The sequence below is a fragment of the Corynebacterium sp. 045007 genome, assembly GCF_040743205.1.
GTDB classification, from domain to species: domain Bacteria; phylum Actinomycetota; class Actinomycetes; order Mycobacteriales; family Mycobacteriaceae; genus Corynebacterium; species Corynebacterium jeikeium_D.
Genome location: NZ_JBFLKW010000013.1, coordinates 16,938 through 38,831, shown reverse-complemented (window position 1 = coordinate 38,831; position 21,894 = coordinate 16,938). Strand labels below are relative to the sequence as shown.

Genomic DNA, 21,894 nt, shown 5'->3' with positions numbered 1-21,894 from the left:
CCTGGTTTAGTTCACCACTATGTCGCCGCGTGCCCCCATTTCGGCATGCACCATCTGGTGGTCAACAAAGTGGTACGTGCCTGGCTCCGGGAATTCGGCCTCAACATAACCACCCTGCGCGGCACCGAGGTCAAGGGCTTGGGCGCCGCCCACGCCGTCGTCAAGCAAAAGCGCGCCCTCCTTGTACACGCGGTGGAACTGCGTGCCGACGATGTGGAAGCTCGTGCCCTTGTTTGGACCTGCGGCAAGTACCCAGAAACGTACCGTCTCACCTGCGCGAATACGAATTGGGTGGGTGAGATACTGGTCGGGGTAGCCGTTGAACTTGTAGATATCGGGGTCCTCGGCCATGGTCTTGTCGGCATCGGGGCCGTCCTCGCCCCAGTAGCTTTCCGACTGCACCAGAAGAACTTCGTGGTCGACTTCGGTGAGATTCGGTGGGTCGATAATGACAGCACCGTGCATGCCGGCAGCGATGTGCATGGACATGGGCATGGTTGCGCAGTGGTACATCCAGATACCCGCCCGGTCAGCACGGAAGCGGTACTCAAGCTGTTCACCAGGGGCAATGTCGCGCATAGGTTCATCCGGTGCAACGATGCCGGCATGAAAGTCGATGGAGTGACTCATGGTGCCGTCATTAATGAGCGTGACGACGAACTCGTCGCCCACCTTGCCGCGCAGAGTTGGCCCCAGCGGTTTGCCGTTGTAAACCCAGTGCTGCTGCTCGACGCCAGGGGCAGCGTAGCCAGTGAATTCGCTGGCCCGCAGCGTGACGTGGTGAACCGTGGCGTCCTCGGCGGGTTCTAATAGCGGGTTGATGGTGGGGGAATCCGGGCCGGGTAGCTCGCCGACATTCCCGAGTGCGCCTGGCGTGGCATGGCCGGAGTGGCTGCCGTGCTCGGTGCGGTGTGAATGATTCGAACCACCTGCATTAACTGTGAGCGTCATGCCCATCTGGCGGTGGCCAGCAATGGTGCACCAACCGTCAATGTCGCCAGGGACGACCGGCACTTCGATGGTGGCGGAGTCGCCGGGGGAGACTCGGCCGGTGTCCTCGCCGGTGGCCAAGCGCAGATCGTGGACTTGGGAATCCGCGTTGACCATGGTGATGACCAGGCGGTCGCCGGGGTTCGCCTCAATGACGTTCGGGGTATAGGTCATATCGTTGGCAGTGACCGTGACCTCGACGGTTTCTCCGGTGGGCGCAACATCACCGGTGGTTTCCATGCTGCTCGTACCACCACCGCTACCGCTCAGCGCAACGCCGACGGATACTACCAGGCCTAATACAGCCAGAGCAGCGGTAGTTTGAGCACCGAGACGACGCGCGGTTGCTTGCAGCTCGACCGGCTTCGGCGATGCTTCCTTGTTAGCTCGTGCCTTCTGGCGTTCCTTCAGCGCACCAATCTGTGCCTTTGCGGCCCGGCCGACCAGCGGTAGGTAGGACACTAATGCGAGGGAGACCAGCGCGGAGACCGCCACCTTGGTCCACGACGGCAGTGGTAGCAGCCACAGTGCCAGACCAATATTGATGGTCGACCAGCGGAATGCGCCCGCACGGTCAAGTTCCTTCATACCTGCTGAGACTGGACCAGCACCTCCGCCGATGGTTGCGGGCAGGAGTTGGCTCATCATGCCGATAAGCAACTGAGCGCCGAAACCGATTACCAGCGGCAGCGTGAGGGTTGAGATTACGAAGCCGTCGTCAAGCGCCTTGACTGTGGCGACTGCGAGTGTGCCGATTAGCCATACGATGGCGGCCGCGACAGACAGCGCCGGGTAGCTGAGACGGTCGCGCGGGTCTTTAGCGACAGTCATGACGTTGTGTGCCCACGGGATGGCGGCTATGACCCAGCCGATAGTGATAATGCCAAGGCCGACCGAGGCGATCCAGTTGAAGCTGGTCAGTGCACCGATCGCGGTAACTGCGATACCTATGAGCTGTACTGCTAGTGCCAGCTTCGGGCGGGAATGCGGCGACATCTGGGTTCGCCACAGCGCTGGGAACATGGTGATGAGCGTGCCGCAGGCCGCGAGCCCGAGGAAGCCAATGAGGTTGACGGCTTCGTGTGCCAATAGGAGGTCGTCGTGAAGCGCTTTGCCCTTCGGAGATGCGAGGATGGCGCCGAGTGCAGCGCCGATGGGCAGTAGGCATGCCGACGCGACGTAGTGCGCAACGGAGATGGCGAATGGCCGATCGCGCTTCGCTACCAGGTCGCGTCCGAGGGAAATCGCATGCCATGCGACGGCGACGCCGATGACCGCCGCGCCGACGGTGGTCACTGGCCACCAGTCACCGAGCTTGCCGACGACCGTTGCGACAATACCTACGTTGAGCAGGTAAATATTTGCCAACTGAATCTTCCGATTGCCAACGGGCACGTCGATTTTCAGTAGCTTTTCGGTGAAGTGGCGGCCCCAGATGAGGATGGAGTTGGTGACGGCGCCGAGGGTAAAGAGATGCACCAACAGCCAACGGCCATCGGTGACGAAAGGGTGAATGAGTGCTGCCACAATGATGGAGGCGAACCACCAGCGCACTGGCATACCGGCCTTGCGATGCCAGGACATGCGGCGCTTCTTGCCAGGCTTAGTAGGCGGTTTGGTTGTGGGGGATTGGGGTTCTGGTGTGGCGTGCGACGACATATATCAATAATACGCATACTGGGTGCGCATTTAATATGGGCGCATGTAAGAGTGCTTTTATTTGGTCGGGTCTTCGCCGTTTTTGTGGGCCTGCCAGAACTGTGTGGTCTTCTGTGTCTGACCCATCCGGTTTTGAATCAGCATCAGGGCAGCAAGGAAGGGCTTCCGGGTGATGAAAGCGCGTGCCCGACGCATTGATGATGTGCTCACGGGGAAGTGTAACCCTTTTGTCAAAAACGATTGTTTGAGTATTCACGCAAATACTTCCTTGAATAAATATCTCAATAAAGAGGTGATTTTGCATTAATTGCAATCGTCAGGAAGTGGTTACGTTAGAAGCTAGTTTGTACAGCTAGTTAGATGAATGTAAACAGATTGAAGCTTCAGTAAACAGTTGGTGAAACGTTGTTTTACCAGGGAGAATGATGAGTGGTAAAGGTGGCTTTTTGGCTACCCGAACGATGGGGTAGCCCTTTGTAGTAGGGGGCTGTAAATGTAGTTCATATCGCATAGTATGCCAAGCCTGTGGAACGCATTGTGCGTAAGAAAATTTAACCAGCAGTAAAAGGCATAAGAATGTTTATCCGAGACTGGAAGCAGCTCGCCTGGTGCGTATTTGACGTACTCGCCTGGCTGATTGCGCTGTCCGCCGCTAACGGAATCGTCCGCGGTGAATTGGTATCTTTCTCTGAAATATCAGGCACTAATTTTTTGGTTGTCGCTGTCGCCGTGGCCGTCATCGTCCTGCTCGGCCTGCTGCTCGGGGAGTACACCAACCCACAACGCGTATGGCCCGGCAGTCGAACTGAAGATATTGTTCTGCTGAGCATCAGCATGGGCGGCGCTACCGCAGCCACTGGGTTAGCTCAAATCCTGAAGACCTTCCCGGAAATTGCGTGGTACGTTCCGTTCGCAGGCGGCTGTGTCGCAACTTTGGCAAGTATCTATACCCGAACTCTCGCTCGCTGGATTACCAACAACTTTGGCTCCCGTCAGACGGATGATCGCTTGATTGTTCTCGGTGCAGGCCGTCGAGCCAAATTCTTTATTAACAGCCTTACGGATTCCGGTATCTCCCGTGAGAACCGCTTCCACTTGGTTGGAATCGTCGATCCCAAAGAAAGCGGCGAGAACCATATTTCTCGTATCCATGGTCTCCGCGTGATTCGTGGAATTGATCAGCTGGGTGAGCTCGCATCGCGTACTTCGGCGCAGTCGGTCATCATTGCGACTGATGAGCCACTGTCCACTGAGTGCATCAACGTCCTCAACCACATTTGTGAGGAATCGTCGCTGCGCCTGCTCATTCTGCCGCCGGTGGAAGAGTACTCGCGCCACCGTGGTGCTGTCGCTACCTCGCAGGTGCGCGAAATTAACATCGCCGACCTCATTGGCCGTCAGCCTCTGCACCTGGATGAATCCAAGGTCGCTTCCATAATCCGCGGTAAGAAGGTGCTGGTCACCGGCGCTGGAGGTTCTATCGGTTCCGAAATCTGCCGACAGGTTCACCGCTTTGAGCCGGCAGAACTGATCATGCTGGATCGCGATGAGGGCGGCTTGCATGCCACGCAGCTGTCTCTGACGGGTTCGGCGCTTCTCGACGGCTCCGATACTGTCCTGGCTGATATCCGTGACGCGGAAATGCTGACGCAGATCTTCACCGAGCGCAAGCCCGATGTTGTCTACCATGCTGCAGCTCTCAAGCACCTGCCGCTGTTGGAGAGCTACCCTGCAGAAGCAGTTCAAACCAATGTCATCGGAACTCAGAACGTCCTGGATGCAGCGGCTGCGGCCAACGTTTCAACCGTTATTAATATTTCCACGGACAAGGCTGCGAACCCGGCCTCGATTCTGGGTGAATCCAAGCGCGCTGCGGAACGTCTGACTGCGCACATGGGGAAAACTCACGAAGGTGTCTGGGCATCTGTCCGCTTCGGTAACGTGTTTGGCTCGCGCGGTTCAGTCATTACGACTTTCCAGCGTCAGATTGAAGAGGGCGGCCCGGTGACGGTGACGCATCCTGACGTTCAGCGCTACTTCATGACCATTCCGGAGGCATCGCAGCTGGTGCTGCAGGCTACCGTTATTGCAGAGTCCGGTGAGACTCTGGTGCTGGAGATGGGTAAGCCGGTCAAGATTGCTGAGCTGGCGGAGAACCTCATTAGGCTCCATGACGCAGACGTAGAGATTGTCTACACGGGCCTTCGCGAAGGTGAGAAAATCTCCGAAGACTTGGTTGATGACCGCGAGGTTCCCAAGATCGGTGATCGTCATCCGCTAATCACTGAGGTACGTGTTGAGCCGGAACGGCTGAATTCGCGGATTCTTCCGTGCACACATGATCACGATGCGGCACGTCGTTGGCTTGCAGAGCACGGTGGGGCGCAAAGCAGTATTGAGGCGCATCCCACCGGTGCACAATCGCTTGCAACCGCTAGCTCGAAAGCAAAATAGTTAGGATGACTCCCCACCGTGACAACCACCAGCTCCTCTAACTCCGGGCAGCTGGCGCAAAGAGTTCGAACAGTTGCGACGATTTCGGCAGCTTCAGCGCTCGCCGCAGTCGTCGCCTTTGTGGTCAGTATTCTTTCCGCGCGAGTGCTGGGGCCCGCCGGTCGAGGCGAGGTCGCTACCGTTTTGCAGTTCGCCTATATTGTGGCGCCATTCGTCGGCTTTGGGGCCGATCGGCTTTTGCTGCGCCGCGATGATTACGACCACGGTCTCATTCCGAGTGGTTTCGCCATGACTGTAGTCGCTCTGATTGCCTGTGCCATTGCAGGTGTCGTCTACGGACCATGGACGGCGATGGCCGGCGTCGTCGCCTTGGTTACCGTGTCATTTTCCATGGTTCGTGCCATGGCTATCAGCCGCCATCGAGTGTCCTTCTTCGTCGTAGTATTCATCGGTTTCCAGGGCTCAGTACTGCTTATTAGCGCTGCGCTATATTTCGCCGGAGTCGAAGACTGGCGCTGGTGGGCTGCAGCCTATATCTTCCCGGCACTGCCACTGGCAATCTGGTCGCTAGCGAAGTCACGCAAACACACCGATTCCCGTGTTGGCGGAGTGGTAGAGACGGCTCGAACAAATGCCCCATTTATCGCATCGGGCCTGGGGCCGCTGACGACCACACGCTTGGGTCGCGTTTTGCTGCCGGCGCTGGCCTCACCGGCGTCGTTAGGTCTTTTCGTAGTCGTGGCGACGGCGACGGAACCGCTGTACTGGATCGCGCAGTCAGTCGCCGATCAGCGCACCAGCGACCAGAGGGGTCGCGAACTCACCCCATCTCGTGTGCTCCGACACCTTGGCATAGTCACTGCAGCGTACGGCGCACTTGGTGCACTCGGTGGTGTGGCACTCTACTTCCTTATCGTGCCGGTATTCGGCCATGAGTTTGAGCCTGCCCGGGAGTTGGTGCTGCCACTGACTATCGCGGCCGTGGTGCTCGGCTGCTACCGACACCTGTGCGGTGAAATTCTCGGCAGTGACAATCCCCGTCGAATTGGCCGAGTGGAGCTTATTTCCGCCGTTATCGCTGTCGTTTGTTACCCGATTGGCATTCTTCTCGGAGACGCCCTCGGTCTCGCGTGGACCAGCGCAGTTGTCTATTTTGCAGCAGCCGTGGTCGCGGTAGTGGCGCTGATGCGGCCAAGCGAAGGCCAGAAGAATCCATCAACTACCACCGAAGAACTCCCCGTCGACGTAATCGAGGAAGCCTAAACAATGCGAATCACTTATATCCACCAGCACTTTGTTCTCCCCGGTGAGCCGGGTGGTTCCCGACCGTACGAGTTCGCCCGCCGAATGGCCGCTGCAGGCCACGACGTGACAATGATCTGTGGTCGCGATGAGGCCATGGATAAAACGGTTGATGGCATCCACGTGCGTCGTCTAGCGATTCCGTACCGCAATGAAATGTCGAAGCGCGAGCGCATTGTCAGTTTCTTGAACTTCCTGGTGCGCGCCTCCGCGGTCGCTGCCCGTGTGCCTGCCGACGTTGTTTATGCGTCCTCGACCCCGCTGACTGTGGCGGTTCCGGGAATTGTGGCGAAGTTTACCCAGCGTGCGCCGTTGGTGGCGGAGATCCGTGACCTGTGGCCAGAGGTGCCGATCAAGTTGGGCTACCTCAATAATCCGGTGGCAATTTTCTTGGCCAAGCAGCTGGAGAAGGCATTTTATGCGGCATCGAGCGAGGTCGTGGCGCTGTCGCCGTCGATGGCCGATGGCGTCAAAGAGGTCGCTCGGAAGAAGCGTGTGACCGTCATTCCGAATGCGTCGGACTTTGAGCGCTTTGATGTCCCGGCCGAGCAGCGCGCAGCTTTCCGCAAGGATCAGGGCTGGGGCGATGACGTGGTGGCTGTCTATGCCGGTGGTTTTGGTATGTCCTACCAACTGGAGTGGCTTGTGGATCTGGCGGCGCAGCTGCGTCGTGATGGCGTGGAGAATGTGCGCTTTGTCCTGCTGGGGCAGGGAAGCGACTCGGACGCGTTGTACCAGCGCGCCAAGGACGCTGGCCTCGATGCCGATGCGATGTTCCTCGGCCGTCAGCCGAAGGAAGATGTCGCCAAGTACGTGTCTGCCGCCGATATCGCGCTATCGCCGCTGCGTGATGACCCCTGCCTGGAGGGAAACTCCCTGAACAAGGTCTTCGATGCCATGGCCGCATCGCGTCCGGTGGTGTTCAACCACGGTGGCTGGCTGGAGGAAGCCGCAACCGAGCACGATGCCGGTTGGCGTCTCTCGCGCGATATTCCGAACGCGGCCAAGCGATTCGCTGAGATCATCTCCGACCGCGATGAGATGCGCGCAGCGGGACAGCGAAACCGCGAACTGGGTGAGAAGCGTTTTGCCCGTGACAGCCTGTACTCCCAGCTCATCGAGGTACTCAACCGCGTCCGAAAGGTGCAGAAGTAATGACTAACGCCGACGCTAACAAGCCCAATGAGCGGATCTTTCTTTCGCTCGCGACAGTCACCGAAGCAGAAGAACAGGCCGTTGTTCGCGCTCTGCACTCGGGTTGGGTAGCTCCGCTGGGTCCCGAGGTAGACGCGTTTGAAGCGGAGATTGCCAAGCGCTGCGGTGTTGAGCACGCGCTCGCGCTGTCTTCCGGCACCGCTGGCCTGCACTTGGCGCTGCTCGCACTGGGCATTGGGGAAGGCGATTACATTCCGGTTTCCACCATGACCTTCGCGGCCACGACCAACGCCATCGCTTACGTCGGCGCTACGCCGGTGTTTGTCGATGCGGCAGAGGACGGAAACATCGACCCTGAGCTGCTGCTCCGCACCGTCGATGAGCTGCTCACCGAGGGCAAGAGCGTTCCCGCCGTGATGATTGTGGACCTCTTTGGCCGCTGCGCCGATTACCCGGCCTTCGCGCCACGCCTGGGAGAACTCGGCATCGCGCTCATCGAGGACGCCGCCGAGGCGCTCGGTGCCAGTGTCGATGGTCAGCCGGCCGGCAGTTTCGGCCATGCCGCCGCGCTGTCTTTCAACGGCAACAAGATTATGACCACATCCGGCGGTGGCATGCTGCTGTCCGATGATGCCGATCTCATCGCTCGCGCGCGCTACCTGTCCACCCAGGCGCGTCAGCCCGTCGCTTGGTACGAGCACACCGAAATCGGCTACAACTACCGGCTTTCCAATCTCCTTGCCGCACTGGGGCGGGCGCAGCACTCGCGTCTGGACGGCATGATTGCTCGCCGCCGCCAGATTCGCGATGCGTACATCGATCTGCTCGCCTCGCTTGACGACGATGCCCCTGGTAAAGGTACCCGCTTGCTCTCTGACTCCGACGAGCGTTTCACCGAAAACTGCTGGCTGACCTCAATTGTGCTGCCGCAGGAGGCCGTCGATAAGGGCGTGCTGACCCCGGACAGCGTGATTGCAGCACTTGGTGATGCCAACATTGAGGCTCGTCACCTGTGGAAGCCGATGCACCTGCAGCCGGTATACGAGGGCGCACGAGCCAGCATCAACGGCACTGCTGAGAATCTTTTCTCCCGTGGCATTACTCTTCCTAGTGGTCCGGCGCTGGACGATGACGACGTCGTGCGGGTGATAGGTGTTTTGAAGGAAGTGCTGGGATGACTTCTACAGAGGTAGCTGGAGAAACTGTAAAACAGCGAAAACCAATACTGCAGTCGCTGTTTATTGTGGTGGCCGCGGGAATGTTTGCTGGTGTTCTCTACGTTGGCGACACGACGATGAAGGACGTCTCTTCGGCGCTTCCTGATCTCTCTCTTGCATTGCCGATTTTGGTAATCGTTGCAATCCTTACAGCCATCGGCACCCCAGAAGCGCAGCGCCAGAGTTGGCTGAATGCGATGAAAGGCGCTGGCAATGTAAAGCAGTGGCCGATGGCCGTGTGGGCATTAGTGGCTTTCTATGCCTGGTTGTTCTGGATGATGCTGTCCGGACTGTGGGCCCCCGAAGCTGCCGAAGTTGCTCCTGTCGTTACTGCGTTGATAACGCTTGGGCTCATCGCCACGATGTCAGCAATACTGTTCTATTTGCATCCTCAGGCACTGGTATGGCTGTGGTTAGCAGTAGCCATTTGCTCGCTTATTTTTCTCTACGGTGGCATTACTGGTCCGAAATATGTCGGACGCATGACGGCGTTCGGCGGTGGCCCGAATGTCTTTGCCCGTTTCATGCTGTACGGCATCGCGGCAGCTGTGTTTTTTATGCTGTGGCGCAAGTTCATGTGGGCAGTTCTCTTGTTCGCTGCACCATTTGCTTACGGTCTCGTTGCGTCGGGAAGCCGCGGTGTACTGGTTGCTACCACCGTGGTAGTCCTCTTTACCGCTATAGCTGTGTTTTTTCACTGGGGTTGGAAGTGGGCGACTGTTTTTTACGTCGCAGTCGCCGCAGCGGTCGCGTATGGATACTCGCGGTTCATCGCAGGTACCGAGATTGAAGAGTACTTTAAGACGCGCTTTATCCAGTTGACCTTCGAAAAAGAGCATGATTCCGGACGCGGTTATCTCCATGATGAAGCTTTCCGAATCATGGGTGAACACCGCATCTTTGGTGGAGGCCTGCATAGCTTCGTTGTGCTGTCGACACCGAGGTCTTCACGTCCACTGGAGCATCCGCACAATATCTTCTACACAGTCGGGTCTGAAGCGGGTGTCATAGGAATCGGCCTGCTTGTGATTGTGCTGGTTGTGTTGGCAATCGCCTGTCGCCACCTATTCAAGTTTCTTCAAGCTGGTCTGACCGCAGCTGTGGCGTTAGCGGTTCTTGTGGCACAGGTTTTTTCCGGCTACTACTACGATTCCCGTTCGCTATGGCTATTTGGCTTTGCAGCAGCATTTGCGATGCTGAGCCTACGGCGCAAGGACGCAGCATCGGCAGAACCAGAGCTGGATGAGCAGCCGCAACCAGAACCCGCAGTCGAGCCCGAACCAGTCATGGTCACCGATACCGCGGAGCCGGTTGTGCCGGAGCTGGAGCCAGCGGTGGCCGTCGTCAAGCAAAGTGCGCCTGACAACCAGAATGACCACAAGAAACTGCGCGTTGCGGCAGCGTCGTTTGCCGCGGCCGGTGCAGTGGGTGCAATCGGATGGCTGGTCAGGAACCGTTCCAGTGCGGAAGTCGATGCGCGTGCCGCGGAGTTCTTGCGCGACGTGTTCAACGAAAAATAGGAGATAACCAATGGATTCACCGAGCATCCGCGCGCAACGGGTAATTAAGCGTGGCGTCGACATCGCGGCATCTGCAGCAGGCTTGATTGTGCTGTCGCCAGTTATGGGCGCTACAGCTCTGGCAGTGCGACTTTCCATGGGAAAGCCAGTCCTATTCCGCCAGGAACGCCCGGGCCAGGATGGTAAGCCGTTTAATATCCTCAAGTTCCGGACGATGCATCACGTCAATCCGGCAAAGGGGCTTGTCGACGATGCTTCCCGCCTCACGGAGGTAGGAAAATTCCTTCGGTCCACAAGCTTGGATGAGCTCCCGGAGCTCTTTAACGTTCTGCGTGGCGATATGAGCCTCGTTGGCCCGCGTCCGCTGCGAATGAAGTACCTAGAGCGCTATTCGCCGCGCCAAGCACGCCGCCATGAGGTGCCACCGGGAATTACGGGGCTTGCCCAGGTGTCGGGCCGCAATGGCATCACCTGGGAAGAGCGTTTCGAGTACGACGTGCAGTACGTGGATAATTGGTCGCTACTGCTCGATGCAAAGATTCTGCTCGACACGATCTTGGTGGTGCTCAAGCGTGAAGGGATCTCGGAAGAGGGGCAAGTGACCATGACCGAGTTCACCGGTTCGTCGGATAAGGACGTTTCGGCTAACGCAGGTTCTTAATTACGCCCGCGGGAACACCGGCGACAACGGTGTAGTCATCGACGTTTCTGGTAACTGCGGCTCCGGATCCGATGTAAGCTCCCTCGCCGACGGTGAGGCCGGGGTTGATTACGGAGTTGGCGCCTAGTGTGCAGGCCTCGCCAAGCGTGACAAAGCCCGACACGGCATTGAGCGGGAAGATTGTGCAGTAGTCCCGCAGCACTGCATCGTGGCCGATTGTGACATTCATATTGATTTGGGCGTGCTTGCCTACCTCAATATTGCAGGTCAAGCGTGCCCCGGGGCAGATGACCGTGCCCTCTCCGAGCGAGACCAGCGCGCCAATGCTGGTGTCTGGGTGGACCAGAGTCGCAGGCACGAGCCCTTCGGCATCTGCGCGTTGCGCAATCGAACGTCGAGCTGCGCCGCTACCGATTGCGACTGTGTAATAAACCCCCTCGGGCAAGTCCGCGAGGATTTCGGTTTTGCCCAAGAGTTGCACGCCCATTTTGTGGAAAAAGGTCATATCTGGGGTGCCATCATCAATAATGCCTAGGATTTCCCACTGCGGTGGTAGGCCGTTGGCTGCTGCGTAGTCGTTGATGTCCTTGATGAAGCTGACCACGTTTCGCCCAAAACCACCAGCGCCGACGATGACAATTTTTTCGGTCGTCGTGTTGTTAATCCACTGCTTTGGCATGAGGACAATTGTCCCATGCCGTATAGCGGCACCGCCAGGGCAAAAGCGTCGAAGTGAATTTGCACGCTAAGAGATTAGGGGGCGATTGTGTATGGGTGCCAACGTTCGAAGCACCATCGTTTAACGAGGCTGTTCATTCCGGCCTGCTAGTTAAGATGCTGATAAGAAGCAGATGGAGAAGGTCGCGTGAGGGTATGCGGTTAAGGACGAGAGGAGATAGAGAAGAAGATGGTTAAGAAAAATCCTGATTTAGTCAGCGTAAATATCCGTGGTGCAGCGATGGGTTTAACAGATTTCCTGACCCCGTATGAGACATATATGTGCTGGGCTCGATTCGAGTTCTTCCATCCCGATACTCCGAACCCTGAAGCTTTGAAGGATAACCCAAACCTTTATTCATCGCTTGAAATTGGGCAGAATTTTTCTAAACGAGTGGACTGGGGCAACCAAGAAGAAGCATCACGGGGACTTCGGGCTTTGAGTCAGATGCTTCGGAATAGTGACTATTCCGACTGGGAGGGTGAATTAAGGTATGAAGCCTTGATTCAAGATCTCAGCCGCGCTTGCCGTGAAGATGGTTTTAGGTTGTCTTTGGAGAGTCAGAGGATTGAGGAGCCGGAAGGGGTTCCTCTTGATCTTTTCGATTTGAGTAATCTGCCTTCAATCGATGGGGTTACGCGAAAAGTTAAGAAGCTAAACCGAGCTTTAACAATCGAGCATGACTACTTGGAAGTCGTAGGTTACGCGAAGGATGTAATTGAAGCAGTCGCTGCTGCAATTCTTTCCGCTATGGGAATGAAGGATTCGGAAATCATTGATCTCAGGGTGATGGAGAGGGCATCCAAAGTGCATAAAATGCTAGGAATTGGCGAATCAGGGGGAGCTTTGATGACAAGCGAAGCTTTCGAGTCGGTACGTAGAGGACTGAATAAGATGGTTCAGGGTGTAGCGGACCTAAGGTCTCGCCAAACTGACTCAGGACATGGAATGAATGAAGTTCCAGAACTCGATAAAGTAACTGCGGATTTAGCAGTGGACTCTGCTATTGCGTGGTGTCGTTATGTCCTCGGAGTCTATAACCAACGGCAGATATCTCCCTTTTAAGTATTGAAATTTTTTGGTCTTTTCTCTCATTACTAAAAAGTTATCTGTATCTAGTGATTCTTCAGCTGGATTTACTTGGTCTCTGTAGTAGGCTCTTGGCGGCCTATTTTTCCGTTAGAGAAATGGGGAAAGGTTCGAGCTATCTAAACGTTGGTGGATGTGTCTCGAAAAGCTCCATTAGAGTTTTTCTCGTTGCAGTTCGGAAAGGTAAAAGTTCATAACCTAGGAAAGCCTAGGTTGTGTTCGCCGTAAAGCGAGAAATCACTATAGAAAGTGCGACGGAACTATATTTGGGGCTGCAAAGATGCCTAGTAGTGAATCCATAGATTTCCCTGGCGCTGGTTCGAGGCTGAGCTCCGAATCCACCTACCACCAGTATGTGGGATAGCGGAGGCCGCGCAGTCGATTTGCGAGGATGCCAAGCATCACGATCATGATCGACGAAGCGAAAATGAAGCCTATGAAGCGGAAATCGTTGGCAAGCCCATGACCGTGTGGCATCAGCACAGTGACCATAGCGGTAGCGGTGGCAGGGGAGTGCGCCGCGCGAGCAAGAAGCATGAGCGCGAAGGCGACGCCGGCGGCAACCGCTGCAGCAATGATGGTCGAACCCAACATGTGCAGAATTGCGATGCCAGTCGTGCAGCCGATGAGGTGTCCGACCACGACATTTCGTGGCTGAGCCAGAGGCAAGTTGGGCGCACCGACAATAAGCGCCATGGCAGCGCCAATAGGAGGCAGAAATAGCAGGTCAGAGACAGAAGTTGAGATGAGTGCCAGGGTCATAAGCGGCAGGCTCACGGCTACCGAGGCGGCGATAACATGGCGTAGCGGAGGGCGAGGTGGCGCTTCGCTGGCGATCCGGGGCCACTTCGGAGACCGTGAATTAGACATGAGAACGATGTTAGGGTGTGCTGCCTCATCTGCGTCGCGGTTCGAGGTTTTTATTGAAATAGAAGTTTAAATGGGGTGGCTCCCAGGTCTCCCAAGCCTCCAAAGCCGAACCAGACCCGAACCAACCCCGACCATTTTCACCGGGTATGACACACTTAAGGACATGGAGCCTATCGATGTCGCAATCCGGGATGAGTCCATCCGTCTCGGGCAATTCCTGAAGTTGGCAAACCTGGTGGAAACGGGCGGTCTGGCCAAGGAACTCATTGCTGAGGGCCAGGTCAGCGTGAACGGTGAGGTCGACACTCGTCGTGGCAAGGTGCTGCGTCCAGGGGACGTCGTCTCTGTTGCCGGTATGTCGGCACGCGTGGCCACCGCCGATGAAGTCGATGATGACTACTTTGATGAGGCCACCGCCGATGATGACTTTGATCCTGAAAAGTGGAGGAACCTGTAACTCATGCCCGCATTTCCCGCCGAATTTGGCATGCCCCTGCGCGTAGATCTGCTCTCCGCTGCACCGCGTAAGACCGAGCGCTTCTACCGTGGTGTTCTCGGATGGGCTTACCGCAACACTGCGCCAATCCATGAGGATGCCCGCGAGGCATCCGCTGGTCGCCGCGTTGCCATGCTGTCCGGAATGCCGGTGTCGGTGCTGCTTGAGGCCGATAAGGACGCTGAGGATGCCTTCGTCAACCAGTGGCGCGTGAACTTCCATGTCGACTCCGCCGCTGGTGCCGTCGAGAAGGCGCGCGAGCTCGGCGCTGAGGTCTTCCAGGAACCGACTCCGCTTGTCGACGGATCCACGATGGCCGTCGTTTCCGACCCCGCCGGCGGCCTGATTGGGCTGCTGGAACAGCCGGGTGAGCAGGCCTTCATCGCAGCGGGCGAGCCCGGCACCCCGGTGTGGTTCGAGCTAGTCGCAGGCTCGGAGGAGACCTTTGAGCAGGTCGCGGACTTCTATCACAACTTCTTTGGCTGGGAAATCGCAGTGCGCAACAAGAACGAGCACGGCACTTTCGCAGTTGCGATGGAAGACGGGGCGCCGTTCGCAGGTTTGGTAGCCAGCTCGGTTGCTGCACAGACCGATGCGGCAGATAAGAGCTTCGTTGGCTGGCTGGCCTACCTTGGCGTGGAGAACATCGACACCGCTGTCGCCAAGGCTGAGGAACTGGGCGGTTCCGTGCTCGTTGCCCCGCAGGCTACCGAGTTCGGTCCGCTGGCAACCGTGCAGGATCCGTGTGGTGCGGCCGTGGTCCTCTGCGAGGTGCCGCTGCCACCGGAGGACGACATCCGCGAGTCCGACCCGCTGGAAGGCATTGACCTCAGCCAGTTCCAGTAGGAGCTAGAGCTCTTCTTCGTCGTCCTCAGGGTCCTGTTTTCCGGTGTAGTTAACGTGTAAAGGATCGTCTTCGTTAGTGATTTCACGTAAAGGCACAGCCTGCGCAGCGTTATACCTGTTTTTACTCATACTTCTTGACCCTCCCCCTATGAGTAATCCCAGTCATCGGCGCTCTCCTTATTGGCGGAGGGTCAACGGCTGGGATTGATAGCGACCACTTTAATTGCGCTTCTTAATTGAGTCAATGCCTACAACCCCAGCTCCGCCCGCACCGCAGCCACAAAGTCGCTGGTAGTTGCGGTGCCGCCGAGATCCAGCGTCGGCGCGGTGCGAGTCGCGGCGTAGACGGCCTGGCGCAGCTTGGCGGCCGGTGCGAGCTCTGAGGTCGGATGCCCAAGATGTTCCGCGCACATTGCCGCTGAGAGCAAAAACGCAGCCGGGTTAGCAACGCCGCGACCCGCAATGTCAGGTGCCGAACCGTGCACCGGCTCGAAAACCGCGAAGTTATCGCCCACATTCGCCGACGCCGCCAGCCCCAGCCCGCCAATCAGCCCAGCGCCGATGTCACTGAGAATGTCGCCGATAAGGTTCTCCGCGATGATGACATCAAAGCGCGCCGGGTCGGTCACCAGCTGCATTGCCACGGCATCCGCATTGGAAAAATCGAATGCGACCTGCGGATACTCCTCCGCAACCTGCTCAACCGCCCCGCGAATCACACGCGCAGAGTCCCGCAGGATATTCGGTTTGTCCGCCACCGTCACCGTCGGCGTGGCCTCCGAATCGGGGTTTGCCGCCTGGCGCGCGAGAGCCAACTTGGCCGCCTGTCGCGCAAGGCGGTGCCACGCAAAGGACGTCGTCACGCGCAAAGAAATCGCAACGTCGCCACGCTTATCGACGGCGCGAGCCACCGTCGAGTCCTCCACCACCTCTGCCCACAGGTGGTGGTGCGGAGAGTCGGCCGGGGCGTCGTGAGGCGGGAGGAGATAGTCGTGACTGTAGAGACCCTCGGTGTTTTCGCGGACAATGGTGAAGTCGACAGCCGCGCCGGGCAGGGTGACCGGGCGGATGTTGGCGAAGAGGTCGAGGCGCTGACGCAGCTGGAGAACAGGGGAGCGGTAAGTCAGGCCGGTACCACGCAGATGCGGTGCTAGTTCTTCCTCAGCCTCTCGAGCGGGCTTGGAGGTAATCGCCGCGAGCAGAGCGGCGTCGCTGCGTCCGAGTGTTTCCCAAGTTTCCTGCGGGACGGGATTGCCGTGCGCGCACCACTGGGACCAGCCAATTTGTGCCTCTGTCAGCTCCCAGTGTGGGAAGACATCGGCGATGAGTCCTCGGCAGGCATCGGTGATTTCAGGGCCGATGCCGTCGCCGGGCAGGAGTGTGATGCGGCGCGGTGCCGCTTCTAAAGCAGTCGCAGGCTGGTCGGTTTCCATGGCTCTTAGCCTAGGACTGCGACGCCTGCGCGTGTGTGGTTTGGCCTACTTAGCGAAAGTAACCGGGATCTCGGTGATGTCCTCGAAGCCCTCGCTGTGGTCACCGAAGAGCTTCAGCACGCAGTCCTGCTGGGTGCAGTCCACGGCCTCGCCGGTGGGCACAACGCTGAGCTCGAAGTGTGCGGTGTTGTCGTCGGCGATGGTGGTGGTGCCGCCGGACTTCTTGGTAATCCACTGCTGCGACTGGGTGCCGGCACTGCGGTCACCGGTGCAGTCCGGGACGGGGTTGCCTGGAGCCTTCTCGGCGGCGCAGAGTGCGGCGTAGTAGCCGTAGTCGGGGTCGAGACCAGACAGATCGACGGAGATGACATCGCCCTCGGACAGGTCGTTGACCGGCTCGGCCTCCATGGTTACTTCGCCGGCGCTGGCGTCGGTTTCTTGATCTGCAGCCGAGCTGGTGGTTTCCGAGGCGCTGGCAGCATCCTGCGCGGCATCGGACGCGTCATCTGCGCCACAGGCGGCGAGAAGTGGAAGTGCGGCGACGGCCGGAATAGCCAGGAAAGCCGCGCGACGCTGGAGTGTACGAGTAGTCATAGGAGGTAACGTCCTTCCGAAAAACTGTAGAAATTACTATCTTTATTTAAGGGTAGGCTAACCTAGAACTAAAAGATAGCCTAAGATTCTTTGGGTGAGTAGAGCAAAGTCCTTTCTAAGCTCTTTGTTACTAGTGTTAGTCGTTATTTAGTCATTCTTTTTGTCGTCTATCTCCGTGCAGCGTCAGCTTACAGAGGGGGAATATGTTCATCGTGCCTGCCTGTCGCGTTCGCAGTCTTGCCGGAACACTGCTGAGTGTTGTCCTAGTCGCAGGACTAGTCGCCTGTGGTTCCGATGATGCCGCGAGGGAGGGGGCATCGTCGTCAAGCGCTGGCGTGACGACGGTTCCGCGCGCCGACAACATTTCCGCTCACGGTGCCGCGCATGCGAACCTGCCTTCGGAAAACCCCGAAGTGCTGCTGAAAGACCCGAAACCGGCGGCGGACAAGGACTACCAGCGTATTCTCACGCTTGACCGGGCGGGAGCACTCAGTCGTGCGGTCTACACGCTTGGTCTCGGAGACCGTCTGGTGGGGCGCGACGCCACCTCCGATTTCCCGGCGGTAAAGGATCTGCCGAACCTCACCATTGGCGGACATGCAGTCAATGCTGAGTCGGTGATGAAGCTGAAGCCGGAGCTCATCATTACCGATGGCACGATTGGCCCTAGCCGTGTCTTCGACACGTTTGAAAAAGCGGGGATCACCGTCGTCCATGTGTCGGACGAGCGCACTCCCGAGACCATCAACACGCTTATCGACGAAGTTGCGGGCGCAGTCGGCCTGGCTGACCAAGTTGGCCCGGTGAAGGAGCACCTGGACAAGGAGCTGGCGGCTGCGACCGAGTACGCGCAGGCCAAGGCCGATGGCCGCAAGATGATGATCCTCTACGTGCGCGGAACCGGTGTGGCCATGATTGCGGGGCCGGATTCCGGTGGGCGTTCGCTGATCACTCGTCTCGGCGGTGTTGATGCCGGTGAGGGCGTGGGTATTGAGGGTGCGTTCACGCCGATTACGCCAGAGTCGCTCATCGCTGCGGCTCCAGACACCATCCTGGTTATGTCTGGTGGCCTGGAGTCCGTCGGCGGGATTGAAGGCTTGAAGGAAATCCCGGGCATCGCACAGACCCCGGCGGGCCAGAATGAGTCCGTTGTGGACGTGCCCGATTCGCAGCTGCTGTCCTTTGACTCGCAGTCGCCGCGTGCGATTCGCGCCATTGCGGATGCTCTCTACGGTGGCGGTGCTGGTGATGGCGCTGACAAGACTGCGGGGAAGTGACTGGCTGAGCAATGCAGACAACCGCGAACAAAACTAGTCCGTTCAGACAGGTGGCCGTTTTCATTGGACTCGCCCTAGCGCTGGTGCTGGCAATAGGTTGGTCGGCCTCCGTAGGGCAGTTCGGCGCCACCATCGGCGAATCACTGAGCTCAATGGTGAGGCTAGTGTTCAATGGCGGTCTCGGTGATGCGCCAGAGCCCATCGATACTGTGCTGTGGCAGGTGCGACTGCCGCGCATCGCGCTGGCCTGCCTCGTTGGTGCGGGGCTAGCCCTCGCGGGTGTGGCGCTGCAAGCGGTGTTCGGCAACCCACTTGCCGAACCCGGCCTCATAGGTGTTTCCTCCGGCGCCGCCGTTGGCGCTGCCACCGCCACAGTTTTGGGCACCGCCGCCGGGCTTTCCGGAGTGCTCGGCGGAGTGTTGAGTGTCTTCGCCAGCAGCTGGGCCATTGCGGTCTCAGCTTTTATTGGTGGCGCGGTGGCCACGGCTATTGTGGCCGCCAATGCGCACGGTGGTCGCGATATCGCCCGAATCATTCTGGTCGGTGTGGCTGTGAACTCCATCTGTGGTGGTCTGGTGTCGCTCCTGACATTCGTAGCCTCCACAGCTGCCCGCGACCGCATTGTGTTCTGGCAGATGGGCTCGTTTGCCAGCGCCACCTGGACGCAGGTTGTCATCATTACGCTGGTGACAGTTCCGGCCGTAATTGCCATGTGGGTCAGCTACCGCAAGCTGGACATTCTGAGTCTTGGTGAAGCGCAAGCCCGCCACCTGGGTATTAACGTCGTCACGCTGCGTCGCGCCATCATTTTTGGCACGTCCCTGGTCGTAGCGGCTGGAGTGGCATTTTCCGGCATCATCGTCTTCATCGGCCTGGTCGTGCCGCACGCTGCACGACTGCTGCTGGGACCAGCGCATCGCACGCTGATTCCCGCATGCATCCTCGGCGGCGCGCTGGCCACAACGCTGGCCGACCTCGCGGCCCGCACCATGATCACCGGTGCGGACCTGCCGCTGGGAATGCTCACCTCGATTGTCGGTGGCCCGCTGTTCTTCTGGCTGCTCCTGCGTTCGAAGAGGGCGGTGCACTAATGGAAATTCACTCTGGCCTGGGTATTTCTGCCGAAAATGTCAGCATCACCCTGGACGGTCACCGCATTCTCAACGATATTTCCGTGGTCGCCGAGCCCGGAAAAGTCACCGCGCTGGTCGGCCCGAATGGTGCTGGAAAGTCGACACTCCTTGCAGCGCTTTCCGGCGACCATGAGCTCAGTGGCGGCGACGTCCGGATCGGCGAGCACTCCATTACCGAGCTCTCCATCGCCGACCTGGCCCGCTACCGCGCCGTCCTGGTGCAGAGCCAAGAACTGTCCGTGCCATTCACCAGCCGCGAAGTCATCAACTTCGGACGCAACCCCTGGGGCTGCCCGAACGAAGAGCTGCTCGCGGAAGTCATCACTGAATGCGACGTCGCGCACCTCCTTGACCGGGAAGTCCCGACCCTCTCCGGCGGCGAGCGCGCCCGCGTCCACAGCGCGCGCGTGTTCTACCAGGACACTCCTGTCGTGCTTCTCGACGAACCGACCGCGGCCCTGGACCTCCACCACGCCGAAAAAATCATGGGAATGATGCGCGCCCGCGCGGCGGCGGGCAAAGCCGTGGTCGTGGTCCTGCACGATTTGTCCGCCGCAGCGGCGTATGCCGATCACGTTGTGGTGGTGGCGCAGGGGCGCGTCGTAAAGCAAGGCCCGCCTGCGGAAACCCTGGATGCACAGACCGTCAGCGAAGTCTACGGCATCGGTGTGGAAGTGCTTCAGGACTCCGCGGGCAACCCCGTGCTGGTGCCTCAGCGTGCGGGCCACAATCTCTCACCCCAGTCTCCGAACCTCGCAGAGAAAGAAGAAAATCATGGTTGAAAACACGATTAAAAAGGATGACAAGCTGGCTGCTCAGCCCTTGGCAGAGCGACTCAAAGTGGAGACTGCGGGTGTCCACAGTGAAGCGGAGAACTCCGACTTCATGTCGAGGCTGCTTGCGGGTGAACTGAATGCGCAGGCGGCCATCGATCTAACTGGTCAGCTCTACTTTGTGTACGAAGCGTTGGAGCAGGCAGTGCGATCCACTGCGGAATCGCCGCAGGTCAGCGCGGTCTACGATACGCAGCTGGAGCGCCTGGAGGCTCTGGCGGCCGACCTTGAGCATTTGGTGGGGCCTGACTGGCGGGAAAAGATCTCGCCAGTGGAGGCGACAAAGAACTACGTGGCCGAGCTTCGTGAAATCGAAAGCAACGGTAACGCCAACGCCGCATTGGCACACCATTACGTTCGCTACCTGGGCGATCTTTCTGGTGGCCAGGTGATTGCGTCCATGCTGGCCAAGCACTACGGCATCGGTGCGGAGGGAACCCGATTCTATGACTTCTCCGCGATCGGAAAAATTAAGCCCTACCGCGACGGCTACCGACAGAGTCTGTCTGAGCTGGGCATTTCGGATGCCGATAAAAATGCCGTGGTTGACGAGGCGAAAAAGGCATTTCGTCTCAACCGGGCCATTTTCCACGACCTAGCTGGCGGCCTAGACGACGCAGTGGCGTAGGTCGCGGACTGGAGTGCTGTGACCGTGGCGGGGGGCGGTATGCGTTAGCCGATGTACACCACTGCGTTACGGCCGCCCGTGCACTTGATGTTGCCGCCAGCAGGGCGGCACCACATGTTGTAGGTCAGGCCAGTCGTTGGGCTGTAGGCCGTGATGGTGCCGGATTCCGCACCAGTGGAATTGCGGTAGCGGACGTAGGCGCTGTGTACATTTCGAACGAACGGATCGCTCGTTGAGGACGTGCCCTTCCATGCGCTGGAGAGGTTGCCGCCAGCCAGGCCCGATGAGCGAGACGAGCCCGAATTACCGGATGAGCCACTCGAATCTTGAACAACCACGGTCTCAGTCTGTGTGACCGGTGGGTTGGGCTGGCTCGAAGCATCGGCAGCGGCCTGTGTAGTGGCAGCCGTCTGTGTGTCGGCCGCAGTTACCGAGTCATCTTTACTCAGGGTGACATAAAGTACCGCGCCAACCAGGCCCATCAGGACCACGACCAGCACTGAAATGAGCGCAATCATTGCGCCGGAAGTACCTGATCTTTGCTGCGGATACGCCGGGGCTGCGTAAGCGAAAGTTGGTGCCGGCTGCGCAGCGAATTGGGGCTGCGGCTGTGGTTGGGGTTGAGGTGCCTGGTTCGGGTACACGGGGCCGAAAGAACCGGTGGAAGGATTCGAATTGTAGTTGGGGTCTGAGCTGGGGAACTCGTTATGCGACATGCTGGACGTACCAATCACGAGGAGGAAGTGTTCCCCCTGTGATGAGCCCAACCCACGTAGCGAATGGTGCTCCATCCCTTGGGGACACGGTTAACGGCTTTTATTGTATTACTGGGAAAACTGTAAAGCATGTTAGGAGACGCATGTCGTCCGCAAAATGCGGCCAGAACGGGTTTAGCTAGACCCGAAATGAGGTGGTGAGCTTCAAATGAGGTTGTGACCATCGAGAAACTGCCTAAGTTTATGTCAGTTTCGGCACTAATTTCTGCTTGTTTTTGTCATAAACCTAGTCAGTAACTTGTG

The 21,894-nt window shown here is 58.4% G+C and carries 20 protein-coding genes; 13 read left to right on the top strand and 7 right to left on the bottom strand.

Annotated elements, in window-relative coordinates; genetic code table 11:
* Positions 1–6 precede the first annotated feature (6 nt).
* Both AB1Z34_RS07695 and AB1Z34_RS07690 read right to left on the bottom strand, forming a co-directional pair.
* On the bottom strand, positions 7–2,574 hold the full coding sequence (locus AB1Z34_RS07695) for a multicopper oxidase domain-containing protein (RefSeq protein ID WP_367158171.1): 2,568 nt from the start codon (positions 2,572–2,574) through the stop codon (positions 7–9).
* 132 nt (positions 2,575–2,706) lie between these two features.
* A complete protein-coding gene (locus AB1Z34_RS07690) occupies positions 2,707–2,859 on the bottom strand; it encodes a hypothetical protein (RefSeq protein ID WP_161798520.1) in 153 nt (50 codons plus the stop codon).
* Between the two features lie 366 nt (positions 2,860–3,225).
* Between AB1Z34_RS07690 and AB1Z34_RS07685 the strand changes: the two genes are divergently transcribed.
* The 6 genes from AB1Z34_RS07685 to AB1Z34_RS07660 are packed head-to-tail and all read left to right on the top strand — an operon-like array spanning position 3,226 to position 10,958.
* The gene (locus tag AB1Z34_RS07685; protein WP_367158170.1) at positions 3,226–5,103 is read left to right on the top strand and encodes a polysaccharide biosynthesis protein; all 1,878 of its coding nucleotides are present in this window, start codon (positions 3,226–3,228) and stop codon (positions 5,101–5,103) included.
* 18 nt (positions 5,104–5,121) lie between these two features.
* Positions 5,122–6,366, top strand: a complete 1,245-nt coding sequence (locus AB1Z34_RS07680; protein ID WP_367158169.1) for a lipopolysaccharide biosynthesis protein — start codon at positions 5,122–5,124, stop codon at positions 6,364–6,366.
* Between the two features lie 3 nt (positions 6,367–6,369).
* Positions 6,370–7,560: a glycosyltransferase family 4 protein gene (locus AB1Z34_RS07675; RefSeq protein WP_367158168.1), complete on the top strand. Its 1,191-nt coding sequence runs from the start codon at positions 6,370–6,372 to the stop codon at positions 7,558–7,560.
* Entirely contained in the window at positions 7,560–8,738 is a 1,179-nt protein-coding gene (locus tag AB1Z34_RS07670) for a DegT/DnrJ/EryC1/StrS family aminotransferase (RefSeq protein WP_367158167.1), read from the top strand. Before AB1Z34_RS07675 ends, AB1Z34_RS07670 begins: the two co-directional genes overlap by 1 nt.
* Positions 8,735–10,297: an O-antigen ligase family protein gene (locus AB1Z34_RS07665; RefSeq protein ID WP_367158166.1), complete on the top strand. Its 1,563-nt coding sequence runs from the start codon at positions 8,735–8,737 to the stop codon at positions 10,295–10,297. The genes AB1Z34_RS07670 and AB1Z34_RS07665 overlap by 4 nt, the downstream gene beginning before the upstream one ends.
* 10 nt (positions 10,298–10,307) lie before the next feature.
* The gene (locus tag AB1Z34_RS07660; RefSeq protein WP_367158165.1) at positions 10,308–10,958 is read left to right on the top strand and encodes a sugar transferase; all 651 of its coding nucleotides are present in this window, start codon (positions 10,308–10,310) and stop codon (positions 10,956–10,958) included.
* Here the strand turns inward: AB1Z34_RS07660 and AB1Z34_RS07655 are convergent.
* Positions 10,942–11,637 carry an acetyltransferase gene (locus tag AB1Z34_RS07655; protein ID WP_070601362.1) on the bottom strand — a complete coding sequence of 232 codons (696 nt, stop codon included), beginning with the start codon at positions 11,635–11,637 and terminating at the stop codon, positions 10,942–10,944. The two genes, AB1Z34_RS07660 and AB1Z34_RS07655, sit on opposite strands and share 17 nt — an antisense overlap.
* 228 nt (positions 11,638–11,865) lie before the next feature.
* Between AB1Z34_RS07655 and AB1Z34_RS07650 the strand changes: the two genes are divergently transcribed.
* On the top strand, positions 11,866–12,741 hold the full coding sequence (locus AB1Z34_RS07650) for an abortive infection family protein (RefSeq protein WP_070601361.1): 876 nt from the start codon (positions 11,866–11,868) through the stop codon (positions 12,739–12,741).
* A gap of 366 nt (positions 12,742–13,107) precedes the next feature.
* Here AB1Z34_RS07650 and AB1Z34_RS07645 read toward each other — a convergent pair whose 3' ends face one another.
* Positions 13,108–13,635 carry an HPP family protein gene (locus tag AB1Z34_RS07645; RefSeq protein WP_049189801.1) on the bottom strand — a complete coding sequence of 176 codons (528 nt, stop codon included), beginning with the start codon at positions 13,633–13,635 and terminating at the stop codon, positions 13,108–13,110.
* A 163-nt stretch (positions 13,636–13,798) separates the two neighbouring features.
* Between AB1Z34_RS07645 and AB1Z34_RS07640 the strand changes: the two genes are divergently transcribed.
* Complete coding sequence (locus AB1Z34_RS07640) at positions 13,799–14,092, top strand: RNA-binding S4 domain-containing protein (RefSeq protein WP_005510922.1); 294 nt, start codon at positions 13,799–13,801, stop codon at positions 14,090–14,092.
* 3 nt (positions 14,093–14,095) lie between these two features.
* Positions 14,096–14,977, top strand: a complete 882-nt coding sequence (locus AB1Z34_RS07635) for a VOC family protein (RefSeq protein ID WP_367158163.1) — start codon at positions 14,096–14,098, stop codon at positions 14,975–14,977.
* 248 nt (positions 14,978–15,225) lie between these two features.
* Here AB1Z34_RS07635 and AB1Z34_RS07630 read toward each other — a convergent pair whose 3' ends face one another.
* Both AB1Z34_RS07630 and AB1Z34_RS07625 read right to left on the bottom strand, forming a co-directional pair.
* Complete coding sequence (locus AB1Z34_RS07630; protein WP_367158162.1) at positions 15,226–16,410, bottom strand: isocitrate/isopropylmalate dehydrogenase family protein; 1,185 nt, start codon at positions 16,408–16,410, stop codon at positions 15,226–15,228.
* A 45-nt stretch (positions 16,411–16,455) separates the two neighbouring features.
* Positions 16,456–17,004, bottom strand: a complete 549-nt coding sequence (locus tag AB1Z34_RS07625; protein ID WP_367158161.1) for a neocarzinostatin apoprotein domain-containing protein — start codon at positions 17,002–17,004, stop codon at positions 16,456–16,458.
* Between the two features lie 203 nt (positions 17,005–17,207).
* On the opposite strand from AB1Z34_RS07625, the gene AB1Z34_RS07620 reads away from it, so the two are divergent.
* From AB1Z34_RS07620 to AB1Z34_RS07605, 4 genes are read left to right on the top strand one after another with little or no spacing between them, the layout of a single operon-like run.
* On the top strand, positions 17,208–18,281 hold the full coding sequence (locus AB1Z34_RS07620; RefSeq protein WP_367158159.1) for a hemin ABC transporter substrate-binding protein: 1,074 nt from the start codon (positions 17,208–17,210) through the stop codon (positions 18,279–18,281).
* 11 nt (positions 18,282–18,292) lie between these two features.
* A complete protein-coding gene (locus AB1Z34_RS07615; RefSeq protein ID WP_049172506.1) occupies positions 18,293–19,372 on the top strand; it encodes an iron ABC transporter permease in 1,080 nt (359 codons plus the stop codon).
* The gene (locus AB1Z34_RS07610; protein WP_048732012.1) at positions 19,372–20,196 is read left to right on the top strand and encodes a heme ABC transporter ATP-binding protein; all 825 of its coding nucleotides are present in this window, start codon (positions 19,372–19,374) and stop codon (positions 20,194–20,196) included. The genes AB1Z34_RS07615 and AB1Z34_RS07610 overlap by 1 nt, the downstream gene beginning before the upstream one ends.
* Entirely contained in the window at positions 20,189–20,875 is a 687-nt protein-coding gene (locus AB1Z34_RS07605) for a heme oxygenase (biliverdin-producing) (RefSeq protein ID WP_367158158.1), read from the top strand. The genes AB1Z34_RS07610 and AB1Z34_RS07605 overlap by 8 nt, the downstream gene beginning before the upstream one ends.
* Positions 20,876–20,919: 44 nt before the next feature.
* On the opposite strand, the gene AB1Z34_RS07600 is transcribed toward AB1Z34_RS07605, so the two are convergent.
* The gene (locus tag AB1Z34_RS07600) at positions 20,920–21,609 is read right to left on the bottom strand and encodes a hypothetical protein (protein WP_367158157.1); all 690 of its coding nucleotides are present in this window, start codon (positions 21,607–21,609) and stop codon (positions 20,920–20,922) included.
* Between the last annotated feature and the right edge of the window lie 285 nt (positions 21,610–21,894).